Annotated in this window: 25 protein-coding genes; 13 read left to right on the top strand and 12 right to left on the bottom strand. The window is 50.3% G+C overall.

The features are described 5' to 3' along the window. The 4 genes from WBJ47_RS04510 to WBJ47_RS04495 all read right to left on the bottom strand — a co-directional run bounded on the left by WBJ47_RS04510 (window position 1) and on the right by WBJ47_RS04495 (window position 2,914). Window positions 1-498, bottom strand: coding sequence for a hypothetical protein (locus WBJ47_RS04510; RefSeq protein WP_422243740.1), 498 nt, complete (start codon window positions 496-498; stop codon window positions 1-3). A 15-nt stretch (window positions 499-513) separates the two neighbouring features. After that, window positions 514-1,263: an SDR family NAD(P)-dependent oxidoreductase gene (locus WBJ47_RS04505; protein ID WP_422243739.1), complete on the bottom strand. Its 750-nt coding sequence runs from the start codon at window positions 1,261-1,263 to the stop codon at window positions 514-516. A 129-nt stretch (window positions 1,264-1,392) separates the two neighbouring features. Next, window positions 1,393-2,091, bottom strand: coding sequence for a TerC family protein (locus WBJ47_RS04500; RefSeq protein ID WP_422243738.1), 699 nt, complete (start codon window positions 2,089-2,091; stop codon window positions 1,393-1,395). Window positions 2,092-2,362: 271 nt separating this feature from the next. Continuing rightward, the gene (locus WBJ47_RS04495) at window positions 2,363-2,914 is read right to left on the bottom strand and encodes a cytochrome b (RefSeq protein ID WP_422243737.1); all 552 of its coding nucleotides are present in this window, start codon (window positions 2,912-2,914) and stop codon (window positions 2,363-2,365) included. 126 nt (window positions 2,915-3,040) lie between these two features. Here WBJ47_RS04495 and WBJ47_RS04490 point away from each other — a divergent pair, with 126 nt between their 5' ends. After that, entirely contained in the window at window positions 3,041-4,456 is a 1,416-nt protein-coding gene (locus WBJ47_RS04490; protein WP_422243736.1) for a sodium:solute symporter family protein, read from the top strand. Window positions 4,457-4,521: 65 nt separating this feature from the next. Further along, window positions 4,522-6,051: a glycosyltransferase gene (locus WBJ47_RS04485; RefSeq protein ID WP_422243735.1), complete on the top strand. Its 1,530-nt coding sequence runs from the start codon at window positions 4,522-4,524 to the stop codon at window positions 6,049-6,051. Here WBJ47_RS04485 and WBJ47_RS04480 read toward each other — a convergent pair. Then, a complete protein-coding gene (locus WBJ47_RS04480; RefSeq protein WP_422243734.1) occupies window positions 6,041-7,414 on the bottom strand; it encodes an MATE family efflux transporter in 1,374 nt (457 codons plus the stop codon). The genes WBJ47_RS04485 and WBJ47_RS04480 overlap by 11 nt on opposite strands. Window positions 7,415-7,738: 324 nt before the next feature. Between WBJ47_RS04480 and WBJ47_RS04475 the strand changes: the two genes are divergently transcribed. Next, window positions 7,739-8,731 (top strand): LysR family transcriptional regulator, encoded by a 993-nt coding sequence (locus WBJ47_RS04475; RefSeq protein ID WP_422243733.1) that lies wholly within the window; start codon window positions 7,739-7,741, stop codon window positions 8,729-8,731. Here the strand turns inward: WBJ47_RS04475 and WBJ47_RS04470 are convergent. Continuing rightward, complete coding sequence (locus WBJ47_RS04470) at window positions 8,703-9,602, bottom strand: transporter (protein ID WP_422243732.1); 900 nt, start codon at window positions 9,600-9,602, stop codon at window positions 8,703-8,705. The two genes, WBJ47_RS04475 and WBJ47_RS04470, sit on opposite strands and share 29 nt — an antisense overlap. A 141-nt stretch (window positions 9,603-9,743) precedes the next feature. Here WBJ47_RS04470 and WBJ47_RS04465 point away from each other — a divergent pair, with 141 nt between their 5' ends. Beyond that, window positions 9,744-10,376 carry a trimeric intracellular cation channel family protein gene (locus WBJ47_RS04465; RefSeq protein ID WP_422243731.1) on the top strand — a complete coding sequence of 211 codons (633 nt, stop codon included), beginning with the start codon at window positions 9,744-9,746 and terminating at the stop codon, window positions 10,374-10,376. On the opposite strand, the gene WBJ47_RS04460 is transcribed toward WBJ47_RS04465, so the two are convergent. Next, window positions 10,373-11,341, bottom strand: a complete 969-nt coding sequence (locus WBJ47_RS04460) for a Bug family tripartite tricarboxylate transporter substrate binding protein (protein ID WP_422243730.1) — start codon at window positions 11,339-11,341, stop codon at window positions 10,373-10,375. The two genes, WBJ47_RS04465 and WBJ47_RS04460, sit on opposite strands and share 4 nt — an antisense overlap. Before the next feature lie 122 nt (window positions 11,342-11,463). Further along, on the bottom strand, window positions 11,464-12,345 hold the full coding sequence (locus WBJ47_RS04455) for a LysR family transcriptional regulator (RefSeq protein WP_422243729.1): 882 nt from the start codon (window positions 12,343-12,345) through the stop codon (window positions 11,464-11,466). A 142-nt stretch (window positions 12,346-12,487) separates the two neighbouring features. On the opposite strand from WBJ47_RS04455, the gene WBJ47_RS04450 reads away from it, so the two are divergent. Then, complete coding sequence (locus WBJ47_RS04450; protein ID WP_422243728.1) at window positions 12,488-13,450, top strand: TerC family protein; 963 nt, start codon at window positions 12,488-12,490, stop codon at window positions 13,448-13,450. On the opposite strand, the gene WBJ47_RS04445 is transcribed toward WBJ47_RS04450, so the two are convergent. Both WBJ47_RS04445 and WBJ47_RS04440 read right to left on the bottom strand, forming a co-directional pair. Further along, window positions 13,443-14,783, bottom strand: a complete 1,341-nt coding sequence (locus WBJ47_RS04445) for a sensor histidine kinase (RefSeq protein WP_422243727.1) — start codon at window positions 14,781-14,783, stop codon at window positions 13,443-13,445. The genes WBJ47_RS04450 and WBJ47_RS04445 overlap by 8 nt on opposite strands. 32 nt (window positions 14,784-14,815) lie before the next feature. Next, window positions 14,816-15,571 (bottom strand): alpha/beta fold hydrolase, encoded by a 756-nt coding sequence (locus tag WBJ47_RS04440; protein WP_422243726.1) that lies wholly within the window; start codon window positions 15,569-15,571, stop codon window positions 14,816-14,818. A gap of 136 nt (window positions 15,572-15,707) precedes the next feature. Here WBJ47_RS04440 and WBJ47_RS04435 point away from each other — a divergent pair, with 136 nt between their 5' ends. Both WBJ47_RS04435 and WBJ47_RS04430 read left to right on the top strand, forming a co-directional pair. Then, window positions 15,708-16,016: a GNAT family N-acetyltransferase gene (locus WBJ47_RS04435; RefSeq protein WP_422243725.1), complete on the top strand. Its 309-nt coding sequence runs from the start codon at window positions 15,708-15,710 to the stop codon at window positions 16,014-16,016. A 59-nt stretch (window positions 16,017-16,075) separates the two neighbouring features. Then, a complete protein-coding gene (locus WBJ47_RS04430) occupies window positions 16,076-17,338 on the top strand; it encodes an aspartate carbamoyltransferase (RefSeq protein WP_422243724.1) in 1,263 nt (420 codons plus the stop codon). 45 nt (window positions 17,339-17,383) lie between these two features. Here WBJ47_RS04430 and WBJ47_RS04425 read toward each other — a convergent pair whose 3' ends face one another. Continuing rightward, window positions 17,384-18,229, bottom strand: coding sequence for a PhzF family phenazine biosynthesis protein (locus WBJ47_RS04425; RefSeq protein WP_422243723.1), 846 nt, complete (start codon window positions 18,227-18,229; stop codon window positions 17,384-17,386). 89 nt (window positions 18,230-18,318) lie between these two features. Between WBJ47_RS04425 and WBJ47_RS04420 the strand changes: the two genes are divergently transcribed. From WBJ47_RS04420 to WBJ47_RS04395, 6 genes are read left to right on the top strand one after another with little or no spacing between them, the layout of a single operon-like run. Continuing rightward, window positions 18,319-19,182 carry an ABC transporter ATP-binding protein gene (locus WBJ47_RS04420; protein WP_422243722.1) on the top strand — a complete coding sequence of 288 codons (864 nt, stop codon included), beginning with the start codon at window positions 18,319-18,321 and terminating at the stop codon, window positions 19,180-19,182. After that, window positions 19,172-20,371, top strand: a complete 1,200-nt coding sequence (locus WBJ47_RS04415; RefSeq protein WP_422243721.1) for an ABC transporter substrate-binding protein — start codon at window positions 19,172-19,174, stop codon at window positions 20,369-20,371. Before WBJ47_RS04420 ends, WBJ47_RS04415 begins: the two co-directional genes overlap by 11 nt. Window positions 20,372-20,375: 4 nt before the next feature. Then, a complete protein-coding gene (locus WBJ47_RS04410) occupies window positions 20,376-21,131 on the top strand; it encodes an ABC transporter permease (protein WP_422243720.1) in 756 nt (251 codons plus the stop codon). Beyond that, window positions 21,128-21,679: an OsmC family protein gene (locus tag WBJ47_RS04405; protein ID WP_422243719.1), complete on the top strand. Its 552-nt coding sequence runs from the start codon at window positions 21,128-21,130 to the stop codon at window positions 21,677-21,679. The genes WBJ47_RS04410 and WBJ47_RS04405 overlap by 4 nt, the downstream gene beginning before the upstream one ends. Before the next feature lie 14 nt (window positions 21,680-21,693). Continuing rightward, window positions 21,694-22,812 (top strand): acyl-CoA dehydrogenase family protein, encoded by a 1,119-nt coding sequence (locus tag WBJ47_RS04400; RefSeq protein ID WP_422243718.1) that lies wholly within the window; start codon window positions 21,694-21,696, stop codon window positions 22,810-22,812. Then, window positions 22,809-24,071, top strand: coding sequence for an FAD-dependent oxidoreductase (locus WBJ47_RS04395; RefSeq protein ID WP_422243717.1), 1,263 nt, complete (start codon window positions 22,809-22,811; stop codon window positions 24,069-24,071). Before WBJ47_RS04400 ends, WBJ47_RS04395 begins: the two co-directional genes overlap by 4 nt. An 18-nt stretch (window positions 24,072-24,089) precedes the next feature. Here WBJ47_RS04395 and WBJ47_RS04390 read toward each other — a convergent pair whose 3' ends face one another. Beyond that, complete coding sequence (locus WBJ47_RS04390; protein WP_422243716.1) at window positions 24,090-24,902, bottom strand: alpha/beta fold hydrolase; 813 nt, start codon at window positions 24,900-24,902, stop codon at window positions 24,090-24,092. Between the last annotated feature and the right edge of the window lie 50 nt (window positions 24,903-24,952).

Raw genomic sequence — 24,952 nt, 5'->3', positions numbered from 1 at the left:
TTAAGGCTGCGTGGCACCCGCTTGTTTGAGTAAGGCTTCAAGCATTGAAAAGGAGGCTTGATCGAGCAGATTGATCCGCGTGATTTTGACCCCTGCATCAATCTCAACGCCCAGTGGGGAAGCAAACTGAATGTAAGCGTTACCAATCACACGTACGTCGCGTCCCTCGGTTGTCATGACAAATTTGACGTTGTCTGTGAGATTTCTGGCGTACTCGTCATTCATCAGTGTCACCAGCATTTGTTCGCGATCTTCGCTCAGTCGATTGCGGATGCAGAGGACTTCAAATTGGTCTGGCACAATCCGCATGCGACTCTGAGAGCATGCACTCATCAGGCTATTTTTAACCTGTACGTCAGACATGTTTTTAAAGACGACTTCAGCGGGGCGTTCAGGTACGACCTTCGCTTCTTTTTTCTGCTCTTTGCCGGAGGAGCCGCAACCGAGTAGGAGCGAGAGCAGCGCTGCGCCGAGGATGGTCTTAAAAGGTGTGCGCATGAAGTATTCCATTGACTAGAGTGTTTGTCCGCCGTCGACGACGATGGTCTGGCCTGTGACCCAAGAACCCAGGTCGCTGACAAGAAAGGCGACAACTTGACCAATCTCTTCGGGTTTGCCATAGCGACCAAAAGGGATTTTTGACAACGTCGCTTCGTACAGTTTCGGATTGTCGCGTTTGACCTTGTCCCAGTTTCCGCCTTCGAAAAAGACAGAGCCTGGCGCGATACAGTTTACTCGGATGTTTTTCTTGGCATAGGACAAGGCCTGAGTCTGGGTGTATTCCATCATGGCGGCTTTGATGGCGCCATAGGGTACGGAGCGGACGGTTGCTTTGAGACCAGAGATCGAGGAAATGTGGATGATGTTTCCTCCTTGTTTTTCAAGAAAGGGCATCGCAGCTGCACTGGCACGCACGGCTGCCATTAAATCGATTTGTACGCTCGCCGCCCAGTCTTCTTCGCTGTCTTGGCGACCGAATGCTGAGGCATTATTGACCAAGATGTCGACGCCGCCTAACTTTGCGGCGGAGTCGTTCACCCAAGATTTGATCGCCTCGGCATTGCCCAAGTCGCAAGCGGTCGTGAGTACGCGACCTCCATGTTGAGAAAGAATTTTTTTCGCGTCGGCCAGTGAGCTCGGTGTGCGAGCACAGATTGATACGTCCGCACCTGCTTGAGCAAAACACTGGGCGATTCCCAGACCGATTCCGCGACTGCCCCCGGCGATCAGGGCACGCTTACCTTTCAAATTGATCTGCATCATTGTTGTACCTTGAGTGATATTACGGTCGAGTTTATAGCAAACAGTAGAAGGCGTACTCGAAAATGATGGGCATAAAAAATGGCTCCTAGGAGCCATTTTTAAGTGCGGACAGGCGTGGGCCTGTTGAGATTAGTGCGCTTGTGACGCTTTTGCTTTTTTGGCCTTCATGTTGCCGACCAAAAGAACACCGATCACGGCAATGACAATCAGACCCCAGTACAACATGGATGAGGTGCTGGTACCTGCCTTGAAAATATCGCTCAGAAGCTTCTCGTTTACGATCATTTTGCCGGCTGTGAACGCCAGAACTGCTGCGCCGAGGCTAATCACGATCGGGAAGCGCTCAACAATCTTGAGCACAACGGTACTGCCGAGCACAACGATTGGAATGCTAATCAGCAGACCAAGTATGACTAAGTCAAAGGCGCCTTGTGCAGCACCAGCAACGCCTAAGACGTTATCGATACCCATCAGAGCGTCAGCGATGATGATGGTTTTCATCGCACCCCAGAAACCATTGACTTTCATGTCGTCATGGCCTTCTTCTTCGCCTGAGTCGGCTAGAAGCTTGTAGGCGATCCAGATCAAGCCCAAACCACCCACCAGCATCAGGCCTGGGATCTTGAGCAGCCAGACCACAATGAGGGTCATCGCGGAGCGCACGACGATAGCGCCGACGGTACCCCAGATGATGGCCTTTTTCTGAAGTGCAGGTGGCAGCTTGCGCGCGGCAAGTGCAATCACAATAGCGTTGTCGCCCGCGAGGACGAGGTCAATAATGATGATGGCCAGTAGTGCGGACCACCAGGGAGCGGTGAACATTTCCATATGAGTAGAAGCCTTTGGTGTGATAACGGAGCGACGGTCTTGCTCAGCGAGTCAGCGAATGTCTCTCTGCCCGACAAACCGGAAGCTACGCATAAGCTAAGCAACGTGTATGACGACTTGTCGAAGGTCTATTGAGCAGGTGAAAAACCTGTTCAGCTGGACCAGAGCTACTCCCCATCGAGCGCACAATGTACCAAAGTTTGTCGCCCTGTGCGCTCGTCGTTTCGTTTAAAACGAAACTCTAAGGGCTTTCCCTAGGTTGGGGGCCCGTTCACTTTTTGGGTAGGCGCCACATGCGCTGAAAGACGTTGTCCTTTTTGATCAGCAAATGATGCAGTGCCGCGGAAAGGTGCGCAACAGCAAGTGCCGCCAGCACAAGTGCGAGGTTGCCGTGTATTTCAAAAAGTTGCTTGGCCAACGCCTGATCTTTGGGAATGCCGGGCATGGCAGGTAGGTGGTAGCCTCCGAGTGTGACTAAGGCCGGATAGGCGGAGACACCCGCCCAGCCCAGAAGTGGCACAACGAGTAACAGCAAATAAAGTGCGCCGTGGGCAGCGGCTGCGAGTTTAATGGTGGTGGGAGAGACGCTCTCAGGATAAGCGGGACGGACTGAGCGTGCTTTGACGATCAGTCTGACTGCGGTCAACAACAAGACGAGAAATCCAATGAGCTTGTGCCACCCGTATAAAGTGTTTGTAAGCGCATCCCAGAGATTGGCGGCAGCACGCTCTGTCATCCAGATGCCAAGAATAATCAAGGTAACAACAAAAATGGCTGTGAGCCAATGCAGCACGCGCGCAGCGATTGAATAGGTTTGAGGCATGGACATCTCCAGAGGTTTGGTCGGTCGCATTGCGTTGTCATGTTATTCACGAAATTATGCACTGCTTGTCTATAATCCGAACGATTAATTTTCCTCAAGACCGCGCGAAGAATAGGGACTTTGGATATGTTGCTCTGGCTCGTTATTGCTTATCTTGCCATCTCTGTTGCCATTGGACTCTATGGCGCCTCTAAAGTGCACAATGCGCGGGACTATGTGACCGCCGGTCGTAACTTGCCCATGGCCATTGTCTTGGCGATGGTGTTTGCGACGTGGTTTGGTGCTGAAACCGTATTAGGGATTTCTGCCACTTTTTTGAAAGAAGGTTTTAGAGGCCTGATTTCAGATCCCCTTGGCGCCTCACTATGCCTCGTGCTGTTTGGCCTGATTTTTGCCCGTCCGCTCTACCGGATGAATCTTTTGACCTTGGGTGATTATTTCAGGATTCGCTACAACCGCCAAACAGAGTTGTTGTTATCAATCTGTATTGTGGTGTCCTACCTTGGATGGGTGTCGGCACAAATCACCGCACTCGGTCTCGTGTTTAACGTACTTTCACTTGACGTACTCTCTATGACACAGGGTATGTTGATCGGCGCAGGCGTGGTGGTGCTCTACACAATTTTTGGTGGAATGTGGTCCGTCGCGCTGACAACGTTTGTCCAAATGATCGTGATTATTGTCGGACTATTGTTGGTGACAAATTTTGCGGCCGATCAAGCGGGTGGTGTATCGAGCGTTCTCGCTAAAGCCTCCGCGGAGGGCAAGTTCGCCTTTTTGCCGTCATTTGAAATTTGGGACATGTTGGGATGGATGGCGGCCTTGGTGACAATGGCCTTGGGTTCTATCCCACAGCAGGATGTCTTTCAGCGTGTGAATTCATCGCGTAATGAAACGATCGCAGTGTGGGCAACCACCTTGGGTGGAATTTCGTATTTCTTTTTTGCAGCGATCCCGTTGTTTCTCGCCTATACCGCCAATATTATTGATCCACAAATGGTCGCGCGTCTGATTGACTCAGATTCGCAATTGATTTTGCCGACACTGATCATGAATCACATGCCGTTTTATATGCAGGTGATTTTTTTCGGTGCCTTGATTTCTGTGATCATGAGCACAGCTTCGGGAACGTTACTCGCGCCGTCCATTACTTTTACTGAAAATATTTTGAAAGGCTTTGCGCCGCATATGACAGACAGGCAGTTGCTCTGGTCTACGCGAATTACTGTGCTTGTGTTTAGTTGTATGGTGACGTTTTACGCGATCGCGACAGAGGCTTCGATCCACACGATGGTGGAAAACGCCTATCGCATCACGCTTGCGGGCGCCTTTGTGCCCTTGGTGGCAGGGCTATTTTGGAAACGAGCCAGTAATCTTGGCGCAGCCTTTGCGATTTTCTTTGGCTTGGCGACTTGGATTATTTTGGAGATCACCGGAGTCGACACTCCAGTACCCCCGCAGCTCTTTGGTTTGTTTGCGAGTCTGTTCGGAATGATCTTGGGCTCTTACATCACACCTAACAAAATTCATCTGCGTGCATAAGATCAGGTGCGTTTGAGGTCTTGCAGTTACAATGAGATCCGAAAGAAACCACGTGGGGGTCATCCATGGGGATACGCATTGCGCGATTTTTGCGCTTATCTCATCATTACTTGCTGCAGCTTAGGCAACGTTCACGGCTAGATCATCTGTTTGGATTGTTATCCACTCCTGAAAAAGTAGCATACTCAAACACTGCGCAAGACGTGCTTGCAACGGTCATCATTCCTGCGTTAAACGAAGAAAAAGCAATCGCTTCGGTGATTCAGTACGCGTTGAGTGATCCCTCAACGGGTGAAGTCGTTGTCGTAGATGACAGTTCGATTGATCGGACTGTGGAAATTGCACGCGCGATGGGTGCGACAGTGATGACAAGCTCGATGCTGGGTAAAGGCATATCGATGCGAGATGGCGTGGCTGTTGCACGCCACGAGTTTGTGGTGTTTTTAGATGGAGATTTGTCTGGGCTTCAACCCAATATTATTTCTGACATGATTGCGCCGCTCCGGCAAGATCAAGCTGATTTTGTGAAAGCAAAATTTGGGCGAGGGGGCGGGCGCGTCACCGAGTTGACCGCCAAGCCCATGCTAAAGGTTTTTTTCCCAGAGCTCGCACATTTTTCACAACCCTTGGGTGGGATTATTTCTGGCCGAGTCAGTCTGTTTAAAAACCTATCCTTCGAAGCTGGCTACGGTGTGGATATCGGTTTGCTAATTGGTGCCTTTCGTAAAGGCGCTAGATTGTCTGAGGTAGACATCGGTTCGTTGGAGCATGAGAGCCAACCGTTAACAGATTTGACCTCTATGGCATTTGAAGTGTCGCGTGTCATCCATCACTATTCACGCGAAGCCGGCCGCCTCCATGTTGAACAAATTAATGAAATGTACGAAAACCAGCGTCAGGCAGTGGCGACCTTTGAATATGTTCTAACGCGTCAAAAGGATCGAACGAAGCTCTTGCTGCTAGATATGGATAAGACGCTTTGCGAAGAGCGCTATATCGATGCGTTGGCAGTGTTAACCAATGCGGAAAAAGAACTTGAAGCGTTGCGCCTTGATCCACGTTTGACTGAGGCAGAGCGGAGCGAGCGTATCGCACTGCTATTCAAATTTATCCATCGCAGTCAGTTTGAAAAAGCCGCGATGGCCTTAACACTCAAGCCTGGTGTGATTGAGTTTGTTAATCAGATGAGACGTGATCACTTTATGGTGGGTGTTGTCTCTAATCATTATTTCGCAGGAGCTGAAATCATTCGAAAGCGAATTTTTGCGGATTTTGCGCTTGCGCATGTGTTGCAGTTTCAAAATGATATCTGCACGGGACAGCTCTTGCTCAATGATGCATTCTTAAGTGAGCATGATCGCTCGGATCATACTGTGTGCAAGTCACACGTTCTGGACCAATTTAGGGCAAAAAATAGCGCGCCTTTGTTCAAAGAAATTTGGGTGGTCGGAGACGCTCAGGATGACATCAAATTGTTGGCGCTCGCCAATCGTGCTTTTGTGATGAGCCCTGAAAGTGATGACTTTATGCGTTATCCGCATATTCAGCAGGTGACGTCTTATGCGGAAATCCTTGAGGGAAAGCCTACTGCCTAAACCATATGCGGGGATTGGTCGTCGTCAAGATCAATCCTCCATATGCGGTCATGGCAACAGCTGACGCGACAAAAAACCAGTTGAGTGAGCCGGTGATGTGCAAAATCGCCCAGCCCCCCAGTACAGCAATGATTAAGCGCAAGATGCCCGAAAAGAGAGGCCAGGCAAGTTTTCTGGCACCTTGCGCGGCGAAATAAAGCGTAAAACCCAATCCAAAAAATCCAAAAAATGGTCCGACGACTCTAAGGTATGAGACGCCCGCTTCAATCATGTCGGGATCGTGACCAAATAGTTGCATCCAGTGATGCGGCCAGATCGCGGCAGCAACGCCGATGATCTCTGCAACGACAAACGCCATCGCGCCACCTGTCAACGCGATGCGCAAGGCCCGCTCAGGTTGATTGGCACCGAGATTGGAGGCGACCATCGCCACAAGCGGTGCGCCAATGCCAAAGGCGACTGGAAAAATCAAATATTCAAGTCTGGCAGCTGTGCCATAGCCGGCTAAAGCGGCTGTGCCAAGGTAGGCGCCGACCAGGGCGGTGGTGGACGCGATCAAGCCATTTGTCAAAAGTGGATTGAGGGTGGCGAGGCCGCCTACAGCCAGAATGTTGCGCATAGGTGGCCAGCTCAGCAGTCCTTTTTGAAGGCGTGCAAGATTGCGGCCCGACAGGACGTACCACAACATAATTGCTGTGCCGCTGGCGTAATAGATCACTAGCGCCCACCCCGCACCGGCGATACCAAGAGCTGGAAAAGGTCCCCAACCAAAGATGAGCAGTGGAGAAATCGGGACGAGCAATACGGCGCCGCCTGAGATGACGATGCCGGGGGTAAACATGTTGCCAGAGCCGCGGATGACGCTTGCGAGCGCATTCATGACCCACATCAGAATTAAGCCAGGAAAGGCAATATTTGCGTAAGCAAGGGCTGCAACAAGAGATTCATCTTTGGCACCCATCAGCTCAAATAGCGGCGTACTGAATATGATCAGGACGGCAGAGCAGATGATGCCCAACACTGTGTTGAGAACAAGAGCATGGAGGGCGAGGCTGTTTGCCTGAGCCTGTTGACCAGCACCCAGTGCGCGTGCGACAGCTGATGAGATGCCGCCGCCCATGGCGCCTTGTGACATGCTCTGCATCAGCATCAAAATCGGTAGTACCAGTGCAGCGCCTGCGAGTGCATCAATGCCGAGTTTTGATAAAAACCACGCTTCGACAAAGCCAGTGCTGGATTGCGCGATCATCATGACAAGGTTGGGCCAGGCAAGGCTCAGCAGCGTGACAAAGATAGGACCCCTCAACATTGCCTCAAGCTTGGCGTTTGCTGGCTTGGAGGATGAGTGTGTTTGGTTGGTCATTTGCGACAGGAAAACTTTGGAAAGGTGCTGCAAGTGTAATGACTATGTCACACATAAACAAAGCGAGCGCGTAGTGACGGATAGGCATACTGTGCAGAATGCAAAAAATAAGGTGATCAACCGATCGATTGATCACCTTTTGTCCATCTTCTGGTAAGAAGAATCGGTCTTCAGGTGCGCACACTCTACATGTAGAAGGATGCCTGTTAAGGGTAGTCAACAGCTGCACGTGAACAACCTGTAAAGCGATTAGAACGATTTTTAAGCTATCTGCATAATATTGTTTTAAGCTATATCTATCTTTTATACAGATGGATGGTGGCAATGGAACTCCGACAACTTCGCTATTTTGTGGCGATTGCAGAATACGGCACATTTTCCAAGGCCGCCGCTAAAGTGCATATTGCTCAATCTGCGCTCAGTCATCAGCTTGCTCAGCTTGAAGAAGAGCTCGGCGCTGCACTGTTTCTGCGTTCTCGTCGCGGCGCGACCCTGACTGAGGCGGGCGCGCTTTTTCACGTGCATGCGTTGTCGATCTTGAGGCAAGTCGCCGATGCGCAGGCGAGTGTTTCAAGCATGCTCAGCGCGCCTTCTGGACGTGTCATCTTTGGCTTGCCTCACAGCGTCTCCCATGCCTTGGCCTTGCCAATCATCGCCGCAGTGCGGCTGGAACTGCCCTTGGTCAATCTTGAGTTAACCGAGGAACTGACAGGCAACTTGAGTCAACAGCTTCAGGCGGGTGCCTTGCATTTGTCTATTTTGTTTGACGACGGTCACATGGATGAGTTTTTGTATGAATGTTTAGTGTCCGAACGGATGTCACTCATTGATCAACCCTCTAGCGCGCCTGGGCGCATCAGAACCTCCGTCAGTTTTCGTGAGGCGCTGAGTCAACCGCTGATTCTGCCTGCACAACCTCATGGTGTACGGCCGATTATCGAGAATGCTGCGTTAAAAGCCGGTTTGCCTCCCCCCAACGTGGTGGCGGATATCAGTTCAATCAGTATTTTGCGCAATTCGTTGCTGGCTGGTTTGGGGCAAACTATTTTGCCAGTCATGCCTCTAAAGGCTGAGCTTGAAGAAGGCCTGCTGAGGAGTGTGCCGATTCGTTCGCCTGCATTGACGCGGACTGTCGCGCTGTGTCATGCTCGACATATTCCTTTGTCTACCGCGGCGCAGGCAGTCAGTGTTGTTGCGAGGCGTGTCATGAAAGAGCTTTGCCAGAAAAAAATATGGACTGACGCAACATTTATTGGCGTGAAATCAGGGGATGCGTTTTCAAGTGATTTTAAAACGCGAGCGCATAACGCAGAATGACCCGACGGGTTTCAGCAAATCCAAATTGGGTATCAATGTTTGTGCCGTATTGCAGCATAAAGCGCCCCTTGCTCGTGGTGGCAACCGCACTCAGTAAATAGCGATGCGTTTGTAGTGCGTTGTTGTTGTTCACGCCATTTAGTGCTGTCTCAGCCCCCCATACGTACAGATACGTCGCGGCGACAGAGATGGTTGGATTGATGTGATAAATGGGGCCGATCTGACCTGTGTAGAGTGGCTTTTGCGTGAGTTGCGCGTTGTTACGACCGACATGGTTGTTTGGGCCGAACCACATCGCATCAATACCAAGCATGCCATCAAGATTTTTGGAGAGTGCTGTTTGATAGGCAACTTGGATGTCGCCAGATACGCGTTTGGCACCGAAGTTGAATATCTGCTGATTGGAGTAGCTGCCGGTGGGCAGGGTTAAATAGCCTGCAATACCCAGATATGTCCGCGTCTGACGATTAGCATAGGGCCAGAGTGCCGTCGCGAGAGTCAGATCGCCGAGGCCGTAATCGGTTGGCGAGTTGGATGCTGAACCACCGGGCCGAAGCATGCCAACGGGAAGTTGTACAAAGGACAGGCCGGTATAGCCTCCGATGCTGTAGGAGCGTCCAAGTCTGAGTTGGATTTGATTGCTGGATAATGTGGGGGTGTTGTTAGATTTGTCACCGCGGGTATAGGTGCCCTCGAGCTCTGAGTGAATCAGTGCGGCTGAAAAGAAGTTTTTGTCTGGTGGGGGCGCCACGACGTCAAAGGGATTGAGATCAATCGCATGGCCGGAGCGGGTTACAAGCAACAGTACAGCCAACAGAAAGAGGCTAACGAGGTTTTTATAAGCGGTTGGATATAAAAGCTGATTGTGCATTGTGCAGTTTGTTATACGAGATCGCCACCTAAGTACTACAAATGTCATTAGGCGTAGTCGATTTGGCAAGCGTAGAGTACCTGTTCCCCTGCATAATCTCAACATATACGTTGGCATTGAGGCCTTTAGGAGTCAGTAAATATGGATGTCTCAGTCTTTACCACGGCGCAATTTGTCATTGAAATCATTGGTGTGGTGGCCTTTGCCCTTTCTGGGGTCATTGAGGCCGCCAGACGCCGTCTCGATGTCGTGGGGGTGTGTGCGGTCGCGATATTGACCTCGTTCGGTGGCGGCACGCTGCGGGATGTGTTGCTAGACCGACGACCATTTTTTTGGGTGGAAAATCATGCCTTACTCTGGCTTGTCGTGCTGATGGCAAGTGCTGCGATTTTATTTATGCGTGGAAAGCATTTCGAGCCCACTGAGAGGGCGATGCAATGGCCCGATGCGTTCGGCATGGGCCTCTTTTGTGCGAGCGGCACTCAAATCGCGCTTGGGATGGATATGCCGGCCTTGGTGGCGGTCATGATGGGCATGATTACGGCAGTGTTTGGCGGTGTGTTGCGGGACGTTGTGTGTAACGAAATCCCGCGTGTTTTTAGCGACCACCGACCCTATGCGTTGTGCGCATTTGCCGGTGGTTGGGTGCTTGTCATGGCATATTACGTGGGGCTGCCGCAATGGACGGGACTATTCCTTGGTGCTGCGACGGCAACGGTATTGCGCGTGCTCGCAATGACCTTCGATTGGAAAATCCCTTCGTGGCGGACTTAGTCAGCTTTTAAATTTGCTTTTTTGATGACATCGCCCCATTTGATGACTTCGGCATCGACAAAGGCTGTCCAGTCTTTCGCACCGCGTGGATCTGGAATGGCTCCTCTAGCGATAATTTTTTCCTGAAACTCAGGGTCACGCAACAGTTTTTGAACGTCGGCACTGATTTTTGCAACGACAGCGGGTGGCGTGCCGGCCGGTACAACCAGACCGCCCCAACCGCTTCCATCGAAGCCTGGAAAGCCAGCCTCAGCGACAGTGGGAACATTGGGCAACTGAGGCACGCGTTGCGCACTTGTCATGGCGATCGCTTTGATTTTTCCTGCCTTGATGTGAGGCAGGGCAGAAGCCAAACTGTCTACGAGCAAGGGAATCTGGCCGCCCAATAAATCGGTCATTGCCGGGCCGCTGCCTTTGTAATTCACGCCTGTCATCTCAACGTTGGCGCTCGACTTGAACAACTCTCCTGTTAGATGTTGAGAGGTTCCTGTGCCTGCATAACCAATGTTGAGCTTGTTAGGCTCTTTTTTAGCTGCGGCAATGAGCTCTGCTGCGGTGTTGTATGGAAGGGAGGGGTGTGCAACGATCATCAGCGGCACAATGAACACGCCGTTGACCATTTCAAAATCTTTTGGTCCATAAGGCAGTTTGGAATAGAGGCTGGGGTTGACTCCCAACGTCCCACTTGTGCCGAAGGTAATGGTGTAGCCGTCGGCCGGAGCAGTTTTCCCCGCCAGCATGCCGACAATGGTGTTGCCACGGTTATCAACGATGACTGGTTGTCCCCATTCTTTTGTGAGTCCGTCGGCAAGCAGTCTGCCTACGATGTCGGTCGCTTGTCCAGGGGGGAACGGCACGATGAGTTTGACTGGCTTGTTCGGATAAGCATCTTGAGCATGCAAGTGCAAACTTGTTGCACTGGCAGCAATGGCGACAACGACTGACAGCAGATTTTTAATACGCATAAAAGCTCGCTAAAAGTGATCAAGAAAAATCATTGATTCAGAGTAAGAGGTTCTGCTCAAAATTGAATCAGGGAAGTCCCTTGTATTTCCGGAATGTGAAAAAAGCGAGAGGCATGAAGGGCTCAGGCCTTGGTCGCTGCCAGTAGCGCTTGGACTGCGGGATTGTTGAGCTTTGGGCGATCGACCAAGGCGTAGTAGTTTTCATAGACATCTTCGACGAGACCGAGTTGGACCACTTGAAATTGAGTGGTGATGTCTGCTGGATCAATAAACGGTGCGGGAAAAAAACCCTCACCATGCATGCCAAAGGTCTTCATGAGTGCACCGTCATCAAACTCCGCGACCACATTGACTTGTACGCGATGTTGCGTCAACCAGTCGTCAATTTGTGCGCGCAAGACGCTGCCATGTGTGGGAAGCAACATGGGCTTTCCATTGAGACAGCCCGGAAAGGAGCCTGTGAGTTGAGAGACTAGGGTCGCATTTCCAAAAATTGCGACAGGACTTTTACCGAGTAGATGCGAGCGGATTTGTTGCGGACCCCCCTGGGCGTAAGGGCGGTCCGACAGTACGAGATCCAGGCGGTGTAAAAGCAGCGAGGGTAAAAGCTCTTCAAAACGGCCTTCGATACACTCGATTTTGACTTGTAAATCGCCATGCAAAATGGGCGCGAGCAAGCGATAGGATGCGGTCTTGGGCAGCACGTCAGAGACACCAATGGTCAGGCGCAGGGTGCGCTCTAAAGATTCGTCGGCGAGACTGTCGAGCATTTGCTCGCCCAAACGAAAGATTTCATCTGCGTAACGACGCGCTACCCGACCTGCCTCAGTCAGCACAAGGCGGCGACCTTCTAGTTGAAACAGAGTTCGACCAAGATCACTTTCGAGTTTCGAGATTTGGCCACTGACCGTTTGAATGCTAACGCCCAGCTTTTCTGCGGCGCTCGCAAGATTGCCTTCGGTGGCAACGGCCCAAAAATATCGTAGATGGTGGTAGTTAAGCATTTATTAGTTCGAATAAAACATAATAACTATCAGTTTATAGGTCATTTTAATGGACTTGAATAGTCTTTAGTCTCTCACCTGTGTTTGAAATGAAAGGCGGCGCAGTGTTTGTGTCCGTTCATGGGCATATCGGAGAGAGCAGATGGAAACGATTGGAAGTTGGTGGATGTGGACGGGTTTTGCGATCTTCGTCGTGGTGGCTTGTGCTGTGGACTTGTTGGTGCTGCAGCGCAAGGGTGACGATAAGGTCTCGATTGGTCAGGCTCTTCGGTGGTCCGCCCTCTGGGTATTCTTGGCCTTGGTCTTCAACGCCTTGTTGTGGTGGTACATCGATGGTCAAGCCGGTAGAGAGTTGGCCAATCAGAAAGGGTCGGAGTTTTTGACGGGATATCTGATTGAAAAGTCGCTGGCTGTCGACAACATTTTTGTGTTCCTCATGCTCTTCACGTTTTTTGCCGTACCCCCGCACTTGCAGAAGCGCGTGCTCATATTGGGTGTGATTGGTGCAATCGTGCTACGTGCTGTGATGATTTTGATCGGTGCTTGGTTGATCAAAGAATTTCACTGGATCTTGTATGTATTTGGCCTATTTCTGTTGGTGACAGGTATCAAGATGCTCGTGTTTGCCGAGGCTGAAGCGGATCTGGAGAAAAATCCAATTCTTAAGTGGATGCGTGGTCACATGAATATCTTGCCAAATTTCGAGGGTGAGAAATTTTGGGTTAACAAAAATGGCGTGCGTTTCTTTACACCATTGTTTGTGGTCGTGATCATGATTGGTATTACCGACATCATTTTTGCGGTCGATAGTATTCCAGCGATCTTTGCGATTACAGAGGATCCGTTTATTGTGATGACATCCAATATTTTCGCCATATTGGGCTTGCGCGCGATGTACTTTTTGCTTGCCGACCTTAAGGATCGTTTCCATCTGTTGAGCTATGGCTTGGGATTCATCTTGGTCTTTGTTGGAACCAAAATGCTGATTGTTGATTGGATCAAAATCCCAGTCGGCATATCGCTGGCAGTAGTGGGAGCGATCTTGCTGACGTCGGTGATTGCAAGCATGCTAATCCCAAGCAAATCCAAGGTGGAATCTAGCTAAGAGGTAATTGAATTACAAATTTTGCACCACCCTCGGGCGTGTCTTGGTAGGCGATTGTTCCATTATTTCGTGTGACGATTTGCTTACAAAGCCATAGCCCGAGTCCCATGCCGCTTCGTTTTTCGCTAGAAGAGAGTTCGAAGATTTTTGCTTTTTGATCTTTGGAAATGCCGGGGCCATTGTCGATAACCGACAGTATGACGGCATCTTGTTGAAGCGCCGTTTCAATCGTAATTTCTTTGTCAGGCCGCTCAACATTTGAGAGCGCCTGAATCGCATTGTTTAAAATATTTAGAAGCACTTGCTGAATTTCGGGAGCGTTGACGTGCGCAATTGTTTTCGAATCTAGGTGCAGTTTGACGCTGATGTTGCGTCGGGATAATTCTGGGGCAGTGATCTGCAGGACTGACTGAACGATATCCCCGAGATTGATGGGTGTTGCATCCGTATTTTCATCATTAAAAATTGAGCGTAGCGATTGAATAATGCTGCCTGCACGTAAATTGTCTGCGACAATTTTTCCTGCAAGATCTTTCAGCAACGCTTCGTCAACGCGCCCGGTTGCCAACTGAAGCTTCATAAACTCGCTGTTGATTTGCACCGCACCTAAGGGCTGGTTGAGTTCGTGCGCGATGGAGGCGGAAAGTGCACCGGTAGCGGCAGTTTTATTGGCCCACACCAAACTGTCGATGAGAAGTTTTTCTTTTTCGTTTTCAGCAATTTTGAGCAGAAAAATCGGAAAGATCATGTAGCGGAAAATTGCCAGTAAAAATAGTGAGATAAAAATAACGGTATTGATAATGTTGGTATCAAACGCAACGGTAGCAATATCCATCAGGACTAAAAGAATTCGCGCACCCCATAAAAAAGCGGTAATGAAAAAGAGAATGCCATAAACCTTAATGAGGTCTATCTTGTTTTTATTGAAAACTTTTAGCGATAAATAACCACTTTCGCTTGTGATGTAGACGATGGCCAGGCAGACGAAGATCGTTTGATATCCGGGGTTAAAGAGTTGGCCAATCGCGTAGAGTGCGAAGCAGTACAAAACAAATACAGTTAGATTGCGAAAGACCGATGGTTTGAGATTGGGTTGCTCGCCCAGCAGGTTAATGAGGGAGTAGTTAAAGTATCGATATGCGATGAATGCGAGTGCGTTGGCACCAACATAAGAAATAATCGTCGGTATGTCTGTTCGAAAGATGGTGATGATTGCCGCTGAACCAAGCAGAAATGCTCCGATCGCGCAATTTTCAATGGCTCTGTTCTTTTGTTTTTTAAAATAAAACAATAAGGTGACTGAATAGGCGATCGACAATATTCCGTAAAACATGAAGATCGCCGGGATGAGGCTGAGTGGCATACTTAAGTCACATTGTTACGCTGTCTTTCGAGAAATGCCCGTGCCTGCGCGACGGCTTCAGGCACGCGCTCTTTAGGTTCTTTCCAGGGATAAATGCTGACCTCTGCCTTGGGCGCCAGATCAACAACCTCTTTGGCCACCGCATAGGGGTGGGGTGCAGTATCGTCAGGCATGACGAAAATAGGTGTTTGGCACTGACGCACAAAATCTCTGGAAACCGTAAACACGAAGTCTGGATTCGCGCGATACATTTTTTCTAAGAATGCATGAACAATATCCATATTTAAGTCTGGACGGCGTGCACAAAGCGCCGGTCCCCAGTCTTTTATATTGTTGGCATAAAACTGATCAGGCAGCTCAGGTCGAAAGCCACTGGGTTGAACCATGACTGCTGCAATGACCCGCTCAGGCGCTCTTTTGAGCATGTTCCAGATAAAAGGGCCACCAATGCAGAAACCCATGACTAGAAACTTGTCGATCCCTAGATGATCCATCAAGCCTAGTTGATCATCGGTGTATGCATCCCAGGGGCGATCCACTTCAAGTGGTCCAGAGGATTCCCCGCCATTTGCATTGCGCGCGTCCATGGTGATGCAGCGATAGTCATTTTTAAATTCTTCTACGGCATCAAAAGGCGAACGGGATTTGAAAAAGGACATCGTCGCATTGAGACCGCCGCCGGGCAAAATCAGCAGAGGCATACCAGTACCGGTATCTTGATAGTGGATGCGGACAGATCCTTTTTCGTACATTGGCATGACGTGTCTCTTTAAATTAATCTTGTTGGTTTAACAAATCCTTGACGGGAAGTTTACAACTTTGGATATGTGGGCGTACGCCGATTTGGTGTTTAATCCTTGAGTATTCAACCCATTGTTAATAGAGAGGCCACAGATGCCTAGCGCTTCAGACGATTATCAGATCGACATCTCCGAGGGGGTTGTGCTGATTAAAAATCAAAACACAACGATTGGGTATAGCCGTTTTACTGAGTCCGGAGAGGTGGAATACATCTACGTAAATCCTCTATACAGGCGAAAGGGCTTTGGGACGCTTTTAATCAATGAAATCAAGAGGCTCAAGGGTCCGATTGACAAGGTGCACGATCCAATTTCACCGTTAGGGTCGCAATTTTTCAAGGGCATAGGCCTGGCTGAGGCGCTTAGTAGCGGCGACAAGGATTTCGACAAAAAATCACCGTAACAATACGCAAAGTGCATATAATGAGGGCAATGAGGCCAACTTTTGTGTATAGGTGAGACATGGCAATCGCAACACAGGCACTTCTGCGCGACGCAATGCGTCGTTTAAATATGACCCGTGATGCGTTTGCAGAGCGAATTGGCTGCCGGCGCAGGACGCTCGATAGTTGGTTACTGCCCGATGAGTCCAGTGAATACCGAGCGATGCCAGAGGTCGCGCGTCGCTATGTCACTGAGATCCTTGCCAATTTGCCTGACAGCACGCCAAGTAGCTCGACCGCGTCAGGTTTGTCTGACAATCATTTGCTTTCGGTAGATCAGTTGAGCCGTGAGTCGGTAGAGGAGCTGTTTTGGTTGGCTGATGTCATGCAGCCCATCGCACGCCGTCAAAAAGTGACGCGCGTACTAGAAGGCGCTGTCCTAGCAAATCTATTTTTCGAAGCCAGTACCCGGACGCGCATCAGCTTTGGTGCCGCGTTTTGTCGGCTTGGCGGTTCAGTCTGCGACACGACGGGTTTTACTTTTTCCTCAATGGCCAAGGGTGAGTCGATTTATGACACCAGTCGCGTAGTGAGCGGCTATGTGGATGCAATGGTGATTCGCCACCCAGAGAAAGGCGCCGTCGCGGAGTTTGCGCGCGCGACCAATATCCCCGTTGTGAATGGAGGTGATGGTCCGGGCGAGCATCCGAGTCAGGCGTTGCTGGATCTCTATACGATCCAGCGCGAGTTTTCACGTCTTGGAAAATTAATCGATGGCGCGCACATCGCGATGGTGGGTGATCTGAAATATGGTCGCACCGTGCATTCTTTGATTAAGTTGTTGTCTTTGTATCGCGGTTTGACGTTTACCTTGATCGCGCCCCAGTCTTTGGAAATGCCTTCAGAGATTGTGGATGTGGTGAGTCGGAATGGTCACGTGATCGAGTTCAGTGACTCGCCAGCAAATGGCTTGGCTAAAGCCGATATTTTGTACGCGACGCGTATTCAAAAAGAACGTTTTGGCGAAGAGGCCATTGATGGCTACGGCGCTGAGTTTGAAATCAATCAAAAACTGGTGAACCAGGCGTGCAAGAGTGATGTGGTGATTATGCATCCGTTGCCGCGCGATGGTCGACCCGGTTCTTATGATCTGAGTGTCGATTTAAATGCAGATCCTCGCTTGGCGATTTTCCGTCAAACGGACAATGGCATTCCGATTCGCATGGCGATTTTTGCCAAACTGCTCGGTGTGGATCGGTTGGTGCAGAGATCGATGCGGGATGTCACGTGGGTCACACCCGCGCATATTGGGCCTGACGATGCCTTGCCAGATTTTGAGTAACACGATCAACCAATCTAAGTGATCTAGGGAAGTGCAGCGCTATTTTTAGAGCTGCACGTTTCCTTCGATCAAAATGTGCACCTCACCACCGATCCAAACGGTTTCGGGACCACCTGGGGTCACTGTGACACGGCCGGTGCGTCCGATCTGCGTGCCTTGCGCAACAAGATAAGGCTTTTGCATGCGACCAGAATGCATGAGCCATTTTGCGATCGCTGCATTGAGTGATCCTGTAATGGGATCTTCACTCATACCGCTTGAGGGCGCGAGCATACGAACCTCGTAATCGCATTCACTACCAGCCGGGTGCGGCGCAATTAAACCAATCGCCTTGAAGGTCGGCCAGCGAACGCGCGAGGAATCCAGTGCCAGCACTTGTGAGGCATGCTTGAGTTCAAATAGTTGCCATACAGGACCATTACATAGCTCTGCGGTGTTGACGACTGCATCGGCAGGAATGTTGAGCACCTGCATGATGTCGGCACGATGAGCAGGATCCATTTCCTTGATCGTGGTCGCAGGCGCTCCAAAGGAAAGCGTTGGACGTTTTGACACATCCACCTCCACGATCCCTACCCCACATTCTTGGCGAACCATTCCGGTCGTTTTGGGAATGCCTCCGCAATGGAGCCATGAGGCGCAGGTGCCCAGCGTTGGGTGACCTGCAAAAGGCATCTCGCGATTCGGGGTGAATATTCTCACGCGATAGTCAGCCGAGGGATCCGTTGGCTTCAATAAAAATGTTGTCTCTGCGAGGTTTGTCCACGCAGCGAAGCGTTGCATTTGCTCGTCTGTGAGGCCGTCTGCATCCACAACAACGGCCAGGCCATTGCCTTGATATGGCGTGGGACTAAAAACGTCACATTGAATGAAGCGGCGCAGTTTCGACATTGTGTTGATCCATAAACAAATAAGAAAACAATCGTTTGAGGCTATATGCCCTTTAGATACGATTCGGTTACATCTTAATACTGTTTCTTATGAATAGCTTATATACAAATAACCCAAAGTTAGTGCTGAGTGCGCACAAGATAGAACTGGCTTATGGCGCAGGGTGTCCACTCATTGCTGACTTTTCGTTGGCTGTCGAGGCAGGAGAAATTGTCACTGTGCTCGGACCCAGCGGCATTGGGAAGTCAAGCCTATTGCGTGTGTTTGCGGGCTTGCAAAAATCGAGTGATGGACAAGTATTCGCCGGGGACCAGGAGGTCACAGGCGCGCATCCTCGCGTGGCGATGGCATTTCAAGATCCGAGTTTATTGCCGTGGCTGACACTCGAACAAAACGTCGCCTTTGGCTTGGATTTTAAACATCAACCGAAGCTGAGCAGGCAAGAACTAAAGACCCGCGTCGATTTGGCGATCCGCGAAGTTGGGCTTGAGCATGCTCGCACACGTTATCCTCGCGAGCTTTCAGGCGGGATGGCACAGCGCGCGGCACTCGCGCGCTGCATCGCACGTCAACCTACGGTGCTGCTGTTAGATGAACCGTTTGGCGCGCTTGATGAGGTCACACGTGAAGCGATGCAGCAGTTATTGCTGCGTGTTCGCGATGATTTTGGTACGGCAGCCGTACTCATTACGCACGATATCGACGAAGCACTAAGAGTGTCTGATCGGATTGTGTTGCTCGGAGGTATGCCGGCACATGTCTACGGGCAGTGGAGATTGGATCGTCATCAGCCCAGAGATTTACTGGAGTCACCGATGCAAACTCTTCGTCTAGAAATACTTCAGGCGTTGAGAGGATCGATTAATGGAAAATTCACACCACAGTCCTCAGTCCTTGATCTAAATCTTTTGCAAAATACTTTTTCGCATCAGGAGCTCTCGCATGTGCACTGAATACACGACACGACGTGACATGCTCAAGCTTGCCAGCCTGTTCACGGTCGCAGGCGCGGCCCCCTTGCTGTCTGCGGCGAACGCATACGCACAAAGTCATCCAGATCAGCCTGTCAAAATCGGCTATTTGCCCATCACCGATGCAGCGCCATTATTGATTGCACATCACAATGGTTATTTTCAAGAGGCAGGTGTCAAGGTTGAAAAGCCGACATTGTTTCGAAGCTGGGCGCAACTAGCGGAGTCCTTCATCGCGGGACAAACCAATGTTGTTCACTTGTTATCACCTATGACAGTGTGGGCGCGTTTTGGTAGTAAGGTTCCCGCAAAAGTTGTGGCGTGGAACCACATTAATGGTTCGGCATTGACCGTTGCGCCGAAGATTAATCATTTGAAAGAGTTGGGTGGCACGACGGTAGCCATTCCATTTTGGTATTCGATACACAATGTGGTCCTGCAAGACATGCTTCGTGCAGAGGGTCTCAAACCTGTAGCGCGACGCGTCGGCAAGGTTGAGGCTGATGAAGTGAGTCTGGTGGTCATGCCTCCTTCGGATATGTTGCCTGCTCTGGCTGCGGGCAGTATTTCTGGCTACATCGTGGCAGAGCCGTTTAATGCGGCAGCTGAATTGATGGGAGTCGGAAAGGTATTGCGCTTTACGGGTGATGTTTGGCGCAATCATGCCTGCTGCACAGTGTTTATGCATGAACGTGATTTAAATGGTCGGCCACAGTGGTCTCAAGGCGTGGTGGATGCGATTGTGCGCGCCCAGTTGTGGATTTTGGAAAACAGAGCTGAGGCTGCAAAAATATTGTCCCGTGAGAGTGGTAAGCAATACACACCGCATGGGTTGAGTGCTCTCACAAAAGTCCTCGCACCTCCAGCAAGTGATGCGCAAAGCTATTTAGCGTCGCGTGCGATTCGTCATGCTGACTGGAAAGAGGAAAGAATTGGATTTCAGCCATACCCCTATCCAAGTTATACCGAAGCACTTGTGACGCGTTTAAAAAGTACGACAGTCGAAGCGGATCGCGGATTTTTGAATCAGCTTGATCCTGTGTTCGCTGCTAAAGATTTGGTCGACGATCGCTTTGTTAGAAAGGCGATTGAAGCCGTGGGTGGTTTGCAAAAATTCGGTGTGGATAGCGCGTATACACGCACAGAAACAATCGATCTCTCTAAGGCTTAAGCAAGTGAGTACGAAAGCTTTTAGCCTTATACGAGGTTTAGCAGGACTGATTGTGCTCATGGCGTTTTGGTGGGTCCTGACGGTCCCTTTTTCAGCAAGTACTGGCATGGTGCAGCGGTTTGCGCCCGGCCCTGCTTTGCTCACGCTGATAGAGATGCTCGGCCGTGCTGAAATTTGGACGCATATCGGGGTGAGTCTTCAGCGCGTCTTTGTGGGTCTTGGCTTTGCTTTATTGATAGGTGTGCCCTTGGGTTTAGTGATGGGGAGTTCGTTAAAACTAAATGCAACGTTTTCACCAGCATTTCAATTTTTACGCATGATCTCACCACTATCCTGGATGCCGATTGCAGTGATTGCTTTTGGTGTTGGCAATCACCCCGTCTATTTTTTGTTGGCATTCGCCGCGGTGTGGCCGATTATGTTGAACACCATCGCAGGCGTCCGTGCGCTAGATCCTCGCTGGTTGCAATTATCTAAAAGCCTCGCTGCAACGCGTTGGGAAACTTTGCGCGGCGTCGTTTTGCCGGGCGTACTGGGTCATGTGTTGACCGGTGCACGCTTGGCGATTGGGATTGTCTGGATTGTCTTGGTGCCCTGCGAGATGTTAGGCGTGACGGCAGGATTGGGGTATTTCATTTTGGATACGCGCGACCGACTTGCATATCACGAGTTGATGGCGACGATCGTATTGATCGGGATCCTGGGATTTATGTTGGATTGGTTGTTTAGAGAATTATGTCAATTATGGAGCAAAGCATGAGCACTACAAAACAAGCTGAGACTGTCAACGTTTATCTACGTCCTATCGATGCAACAGGTCTCGCAGCATTCGCAGAAAAAGGCCGCGGAAATCCTACGGCGAAAGGCACGAATAAGGTTCATACCGTTCTAGAGGGACAATACAGATCCCTCAATTATGTGGGTGATCATGCTCCCGTGATTGTGGACGAGCCGTTGCATTTGTTTGGCCAAAATACCGCGCCTGCACCTGGCGAAATTGTGTTGTCGGGATTAGGTGGATGTTTGGCTGTCGGCATTCAAGCAGTCGCCACGTGGAAACAAGTCAAGCTCACCAAGCTTGAGATTTTTCTCGAAGGTGATATCGGCAACTCGGCAGCCTGGGGGGCCGGTGGTGCGTTGGATAAGCAGCCAACCCAAATGGGATTTCAGGCTGTTCGCGTCAAGGTCAATCTAGAAGGCGATGCCTCGCAAGAAGTATTAGACGAAATTGTGAAGCATGCGAATTTTTATTCGCCTGTGGCAAACAGTATTCGCAATCCCATTCCATTTGAAATCACTTCTGTTTAGTCTGAGAGTCCGGCATGAAACAGTTTGAGGCAGGTAAAGAGTCACTGTTAGCTATGGTGCGATCAATTGCGCAAGGTGAGCTGTCTCGGTCTGTTCAGGAGATCGATCAGCAAGGACTTTACCCAGAGGGCGTGTTGCGTCAGCTGGCCGCGGCGGGTGGCATGAGTGCACATCTGCGCGCCCCGCATGGCTTCAATGATTTTGGCTTGTCTATTCAATCGATTGCCGAAGTCGCGCGCGTATGTGGTTCAACAGGTTTTATGATGTGGTGCCAGGCTGTTTGCGGACTTTATTTGCAAGAGGCCTCGTCGGGTGCCCTGCATGGCACTCCCCTCATGCTTCATGCAACGGGTGAGCGACTGGGTGGCACTGCATTGTCTAATCCGATGAAGACATATGCCAAGATTGAGTCCTTCATGCTCAAGGCGGTGCCCGTAGAGGGAGGCTATCGAGTGACAGGGAACTTGCCCTGGGTGAGCAATCTTGGCCCGGATCATTATTGTGGTGCGATTGCCTCGATTGAACACGAGAGTGGAACGCGTGAATTAATGTTTTTACTTCGTTGCGATGCGCAAGGTGTGACTCTTAGGGAGTGCCCAAGTTTTTCAGGCATGGAGGGTACAGCCACCTATGCGTTGCATCTAAACGATTGTTTTGTTCCGAATGATGAGGTGATCGCTGAGCCCGCCAGACCTTTGATTAAAAAAATCAGGGCAGCTTTTGTGATGTTGCAATGTGGGATGGCGGCAGGTGTGATTCAAGGCGCGATTGATTCAATATGGAAAGTTGAGGATCAGTTGGGCCATGTGAATCGTTATCTTGAAGACAGGCCTGATGACTTACAAGAGGAGCTCGATGCCTTGTTGCTCAGGATCATGGGGCTTGCGCAAACACCTTATGATGATTCGGATGGGTTTTTTATACAAGTTCTCGATGCCCGCGCGCATGGAGCTGAGTTGAGCCTGAGAGCCGCTCAATCCGCATTGTTACATCAAGGTGCTCGAGGCTATCTAATGAGCTCCGAGGTCCAGCGTCGTGTACGCGAGTCGCATTTTGTGGCGATCGTGACACCTGCAATTAAACACCTACGCAGCGAGATGGCCCGGCTCAGTCAGGAGACGATGCCAGCATGAGTGCATTAGAAGCATGGAGGGAATACCTCTGTAAAGCATGTGGCTATATTTACAATGAGCGCGATGGCGATGTGGACAGTGGTTTGGCACCTGGCACACGTTTTGAGGATATTCCTGAGGATTGGTATTGCCCAATTTGCGGCGTGTCTAAAGCAGATTTTGTGTTGGTCGAAGAGGGACGTGTTGGCACCTTAAGAGCGCGCTCAAGCGCTTCAATCAGCCTTGCTCGGGATCGCGGCTCATTACGTCGCTCAAGCAAGAGAAAATACGATGTGGTGATTGTAGGAGGCGGGACTGCGGCCTGGAAAACAGCGGAAGCCTTACGCGCGTTATCTCAAGAAATTTCTATTGCAATAGTCTCACAATGTGACGCTGATCGATACGACAAGCCTCTTTTATCCGTTGCGATGGCGCGAAACTTGTCTGTATCAGGGCTCGTCAAGGAAACAGGCGCTGCAGCGGCGCTCAGGCTTGAGATCGCTCTTTTGTCGAAGACGACGGCGATTAGTATCAATGCCTCTCGTCAGGTGCTTCGAACAACGATCGGGAGTATTCACTATCAACATCTGGTGATTGCTCAAGGCGCTCAGTCTATTTTTCCAGCGCATTTGCCAGCGCAATATTGTTGGCGCATCAATCATCTAAGTCAGTATGCACGATTGCGTGACGCACTTGGCGCATCATCGCGTCGAGTGCTGGTGATTGGTGCTGGTCTTATTGGTGCTGAGTTGTCTAATGATCTGGCGTTAGGTGGGCATAGCGTCTTACTCGTAGATATTGCCCCAAGGCCGCTCGCGCGATTATTCGCCGATTCAGAGCAAACAGACGCTTTATTGAAAGCGTGGGAACATCTGGCGATTAAGTTTTTTGGCAATACAGAAGTGTTAGAAGTTAAGCGTTCTGCTACGCATGGTTATGACGTGCGTTTAAGCGATGATCAACATATAACAATCGATGAGATTGTTGTGGCAACGGGTCTAAAAACATGTGACCGTCTCGCAAGCAGCGCAGGCCTGACCTGGAAGAATGGCATTGTTGTGGATCCAATCACTCTGGTAACTAGCGAAGCGGGTATCTATGCCTTGGGTGATTGTATTTCGATTGCTGGAGAAACGAGTCGTTTTATCGAGCCGATTGGTCGTCAGGCAAAAACGATCGCCAGTCAGATCGAGGGCGAGGCGCTCATTCCCTACAAGAATCAGCGCGTCCCTATTCGGATCAAGACGACGTCAATGCCAATGACGGTTCATTCATCCTAGACCGAGTCTTCATTCATTTCAGCCATAGATTTTATTTGCAAAAGCCACGATGGCTTTGCTCATAGCAAGTGGCTGTTCAGGTGCCATCGAGTGTCCGGCGTTTTTGATCACCTGCACCGTGACGCGATCGCCCAAATAGGGCTTCATGACGTTTGGAACAACAACTGCATCAAACTCGGCTTGCAAATCCAGGATGGGAACGACTTCGCCAGCAGAGAAATATTCGTCTATGTTGGTGAACATACGGGCATGGCTCTGTGCATGATGGGCCTCTTGATACCAACCGTCTAGCCAGACGCTTGGATCACTGCCAGGAGCGAAAAATGCTTTTCTGAGATTTTCAAGTCTGACTTCTTTGGACAACTCGGGGTTACCAGCACCGTCAATCTCAGCCCTGAGTCGACTATAGGGTTTTTCTGTGGAGCCGGGTGGAAGCTTTCCTGCTGAAGCGGCTGCCATGACCACGCCACACACTAAATCTGGACGGTCTGCGGCGAGCATACGCGCAGGCTGACTTCCCCAAGCGTGTCCGACGACCACAATCGGTCCTGTTTTTTCTTGATCTAAAACCGCTGCGACGTCTGCCGCAAAATCGTGCAGGTCCAGATCCTTCATGGGACCAGAGCTTCCTAAAATACCTCTGGGTTCTGGACGGATCACTCGAAAACCGTCTTTGACCAAAAGCTCCGCCACTGCATCGTAATCTCTACCGGAACGAGCAAGAGAAGGAAGCATAACGATGATACGACCTGTACCTTGATCGCTGTATTCAATCGTGATTGGCTGGTTATTTTTAGATTGATACGTCACGGACCGAGTCGAATATGTCATGTTTGCATCTGCTGGTAGAAGTGTTTAAAAGGCATAGTTTCAGGGTTTTC

This window comes from Zwartia sp. (assembly GCF_049655405.1).
In the GTDB taxonomy this organism is placed as follows: Bacteria; Pseudomonadota; Gammaproteobacteria; order Burkholderiales; family Burkholderiaceae_B; genus Zwartia.
This window is presented reverse-complemented; position numbering and strand designations above follow the sequence as displayed.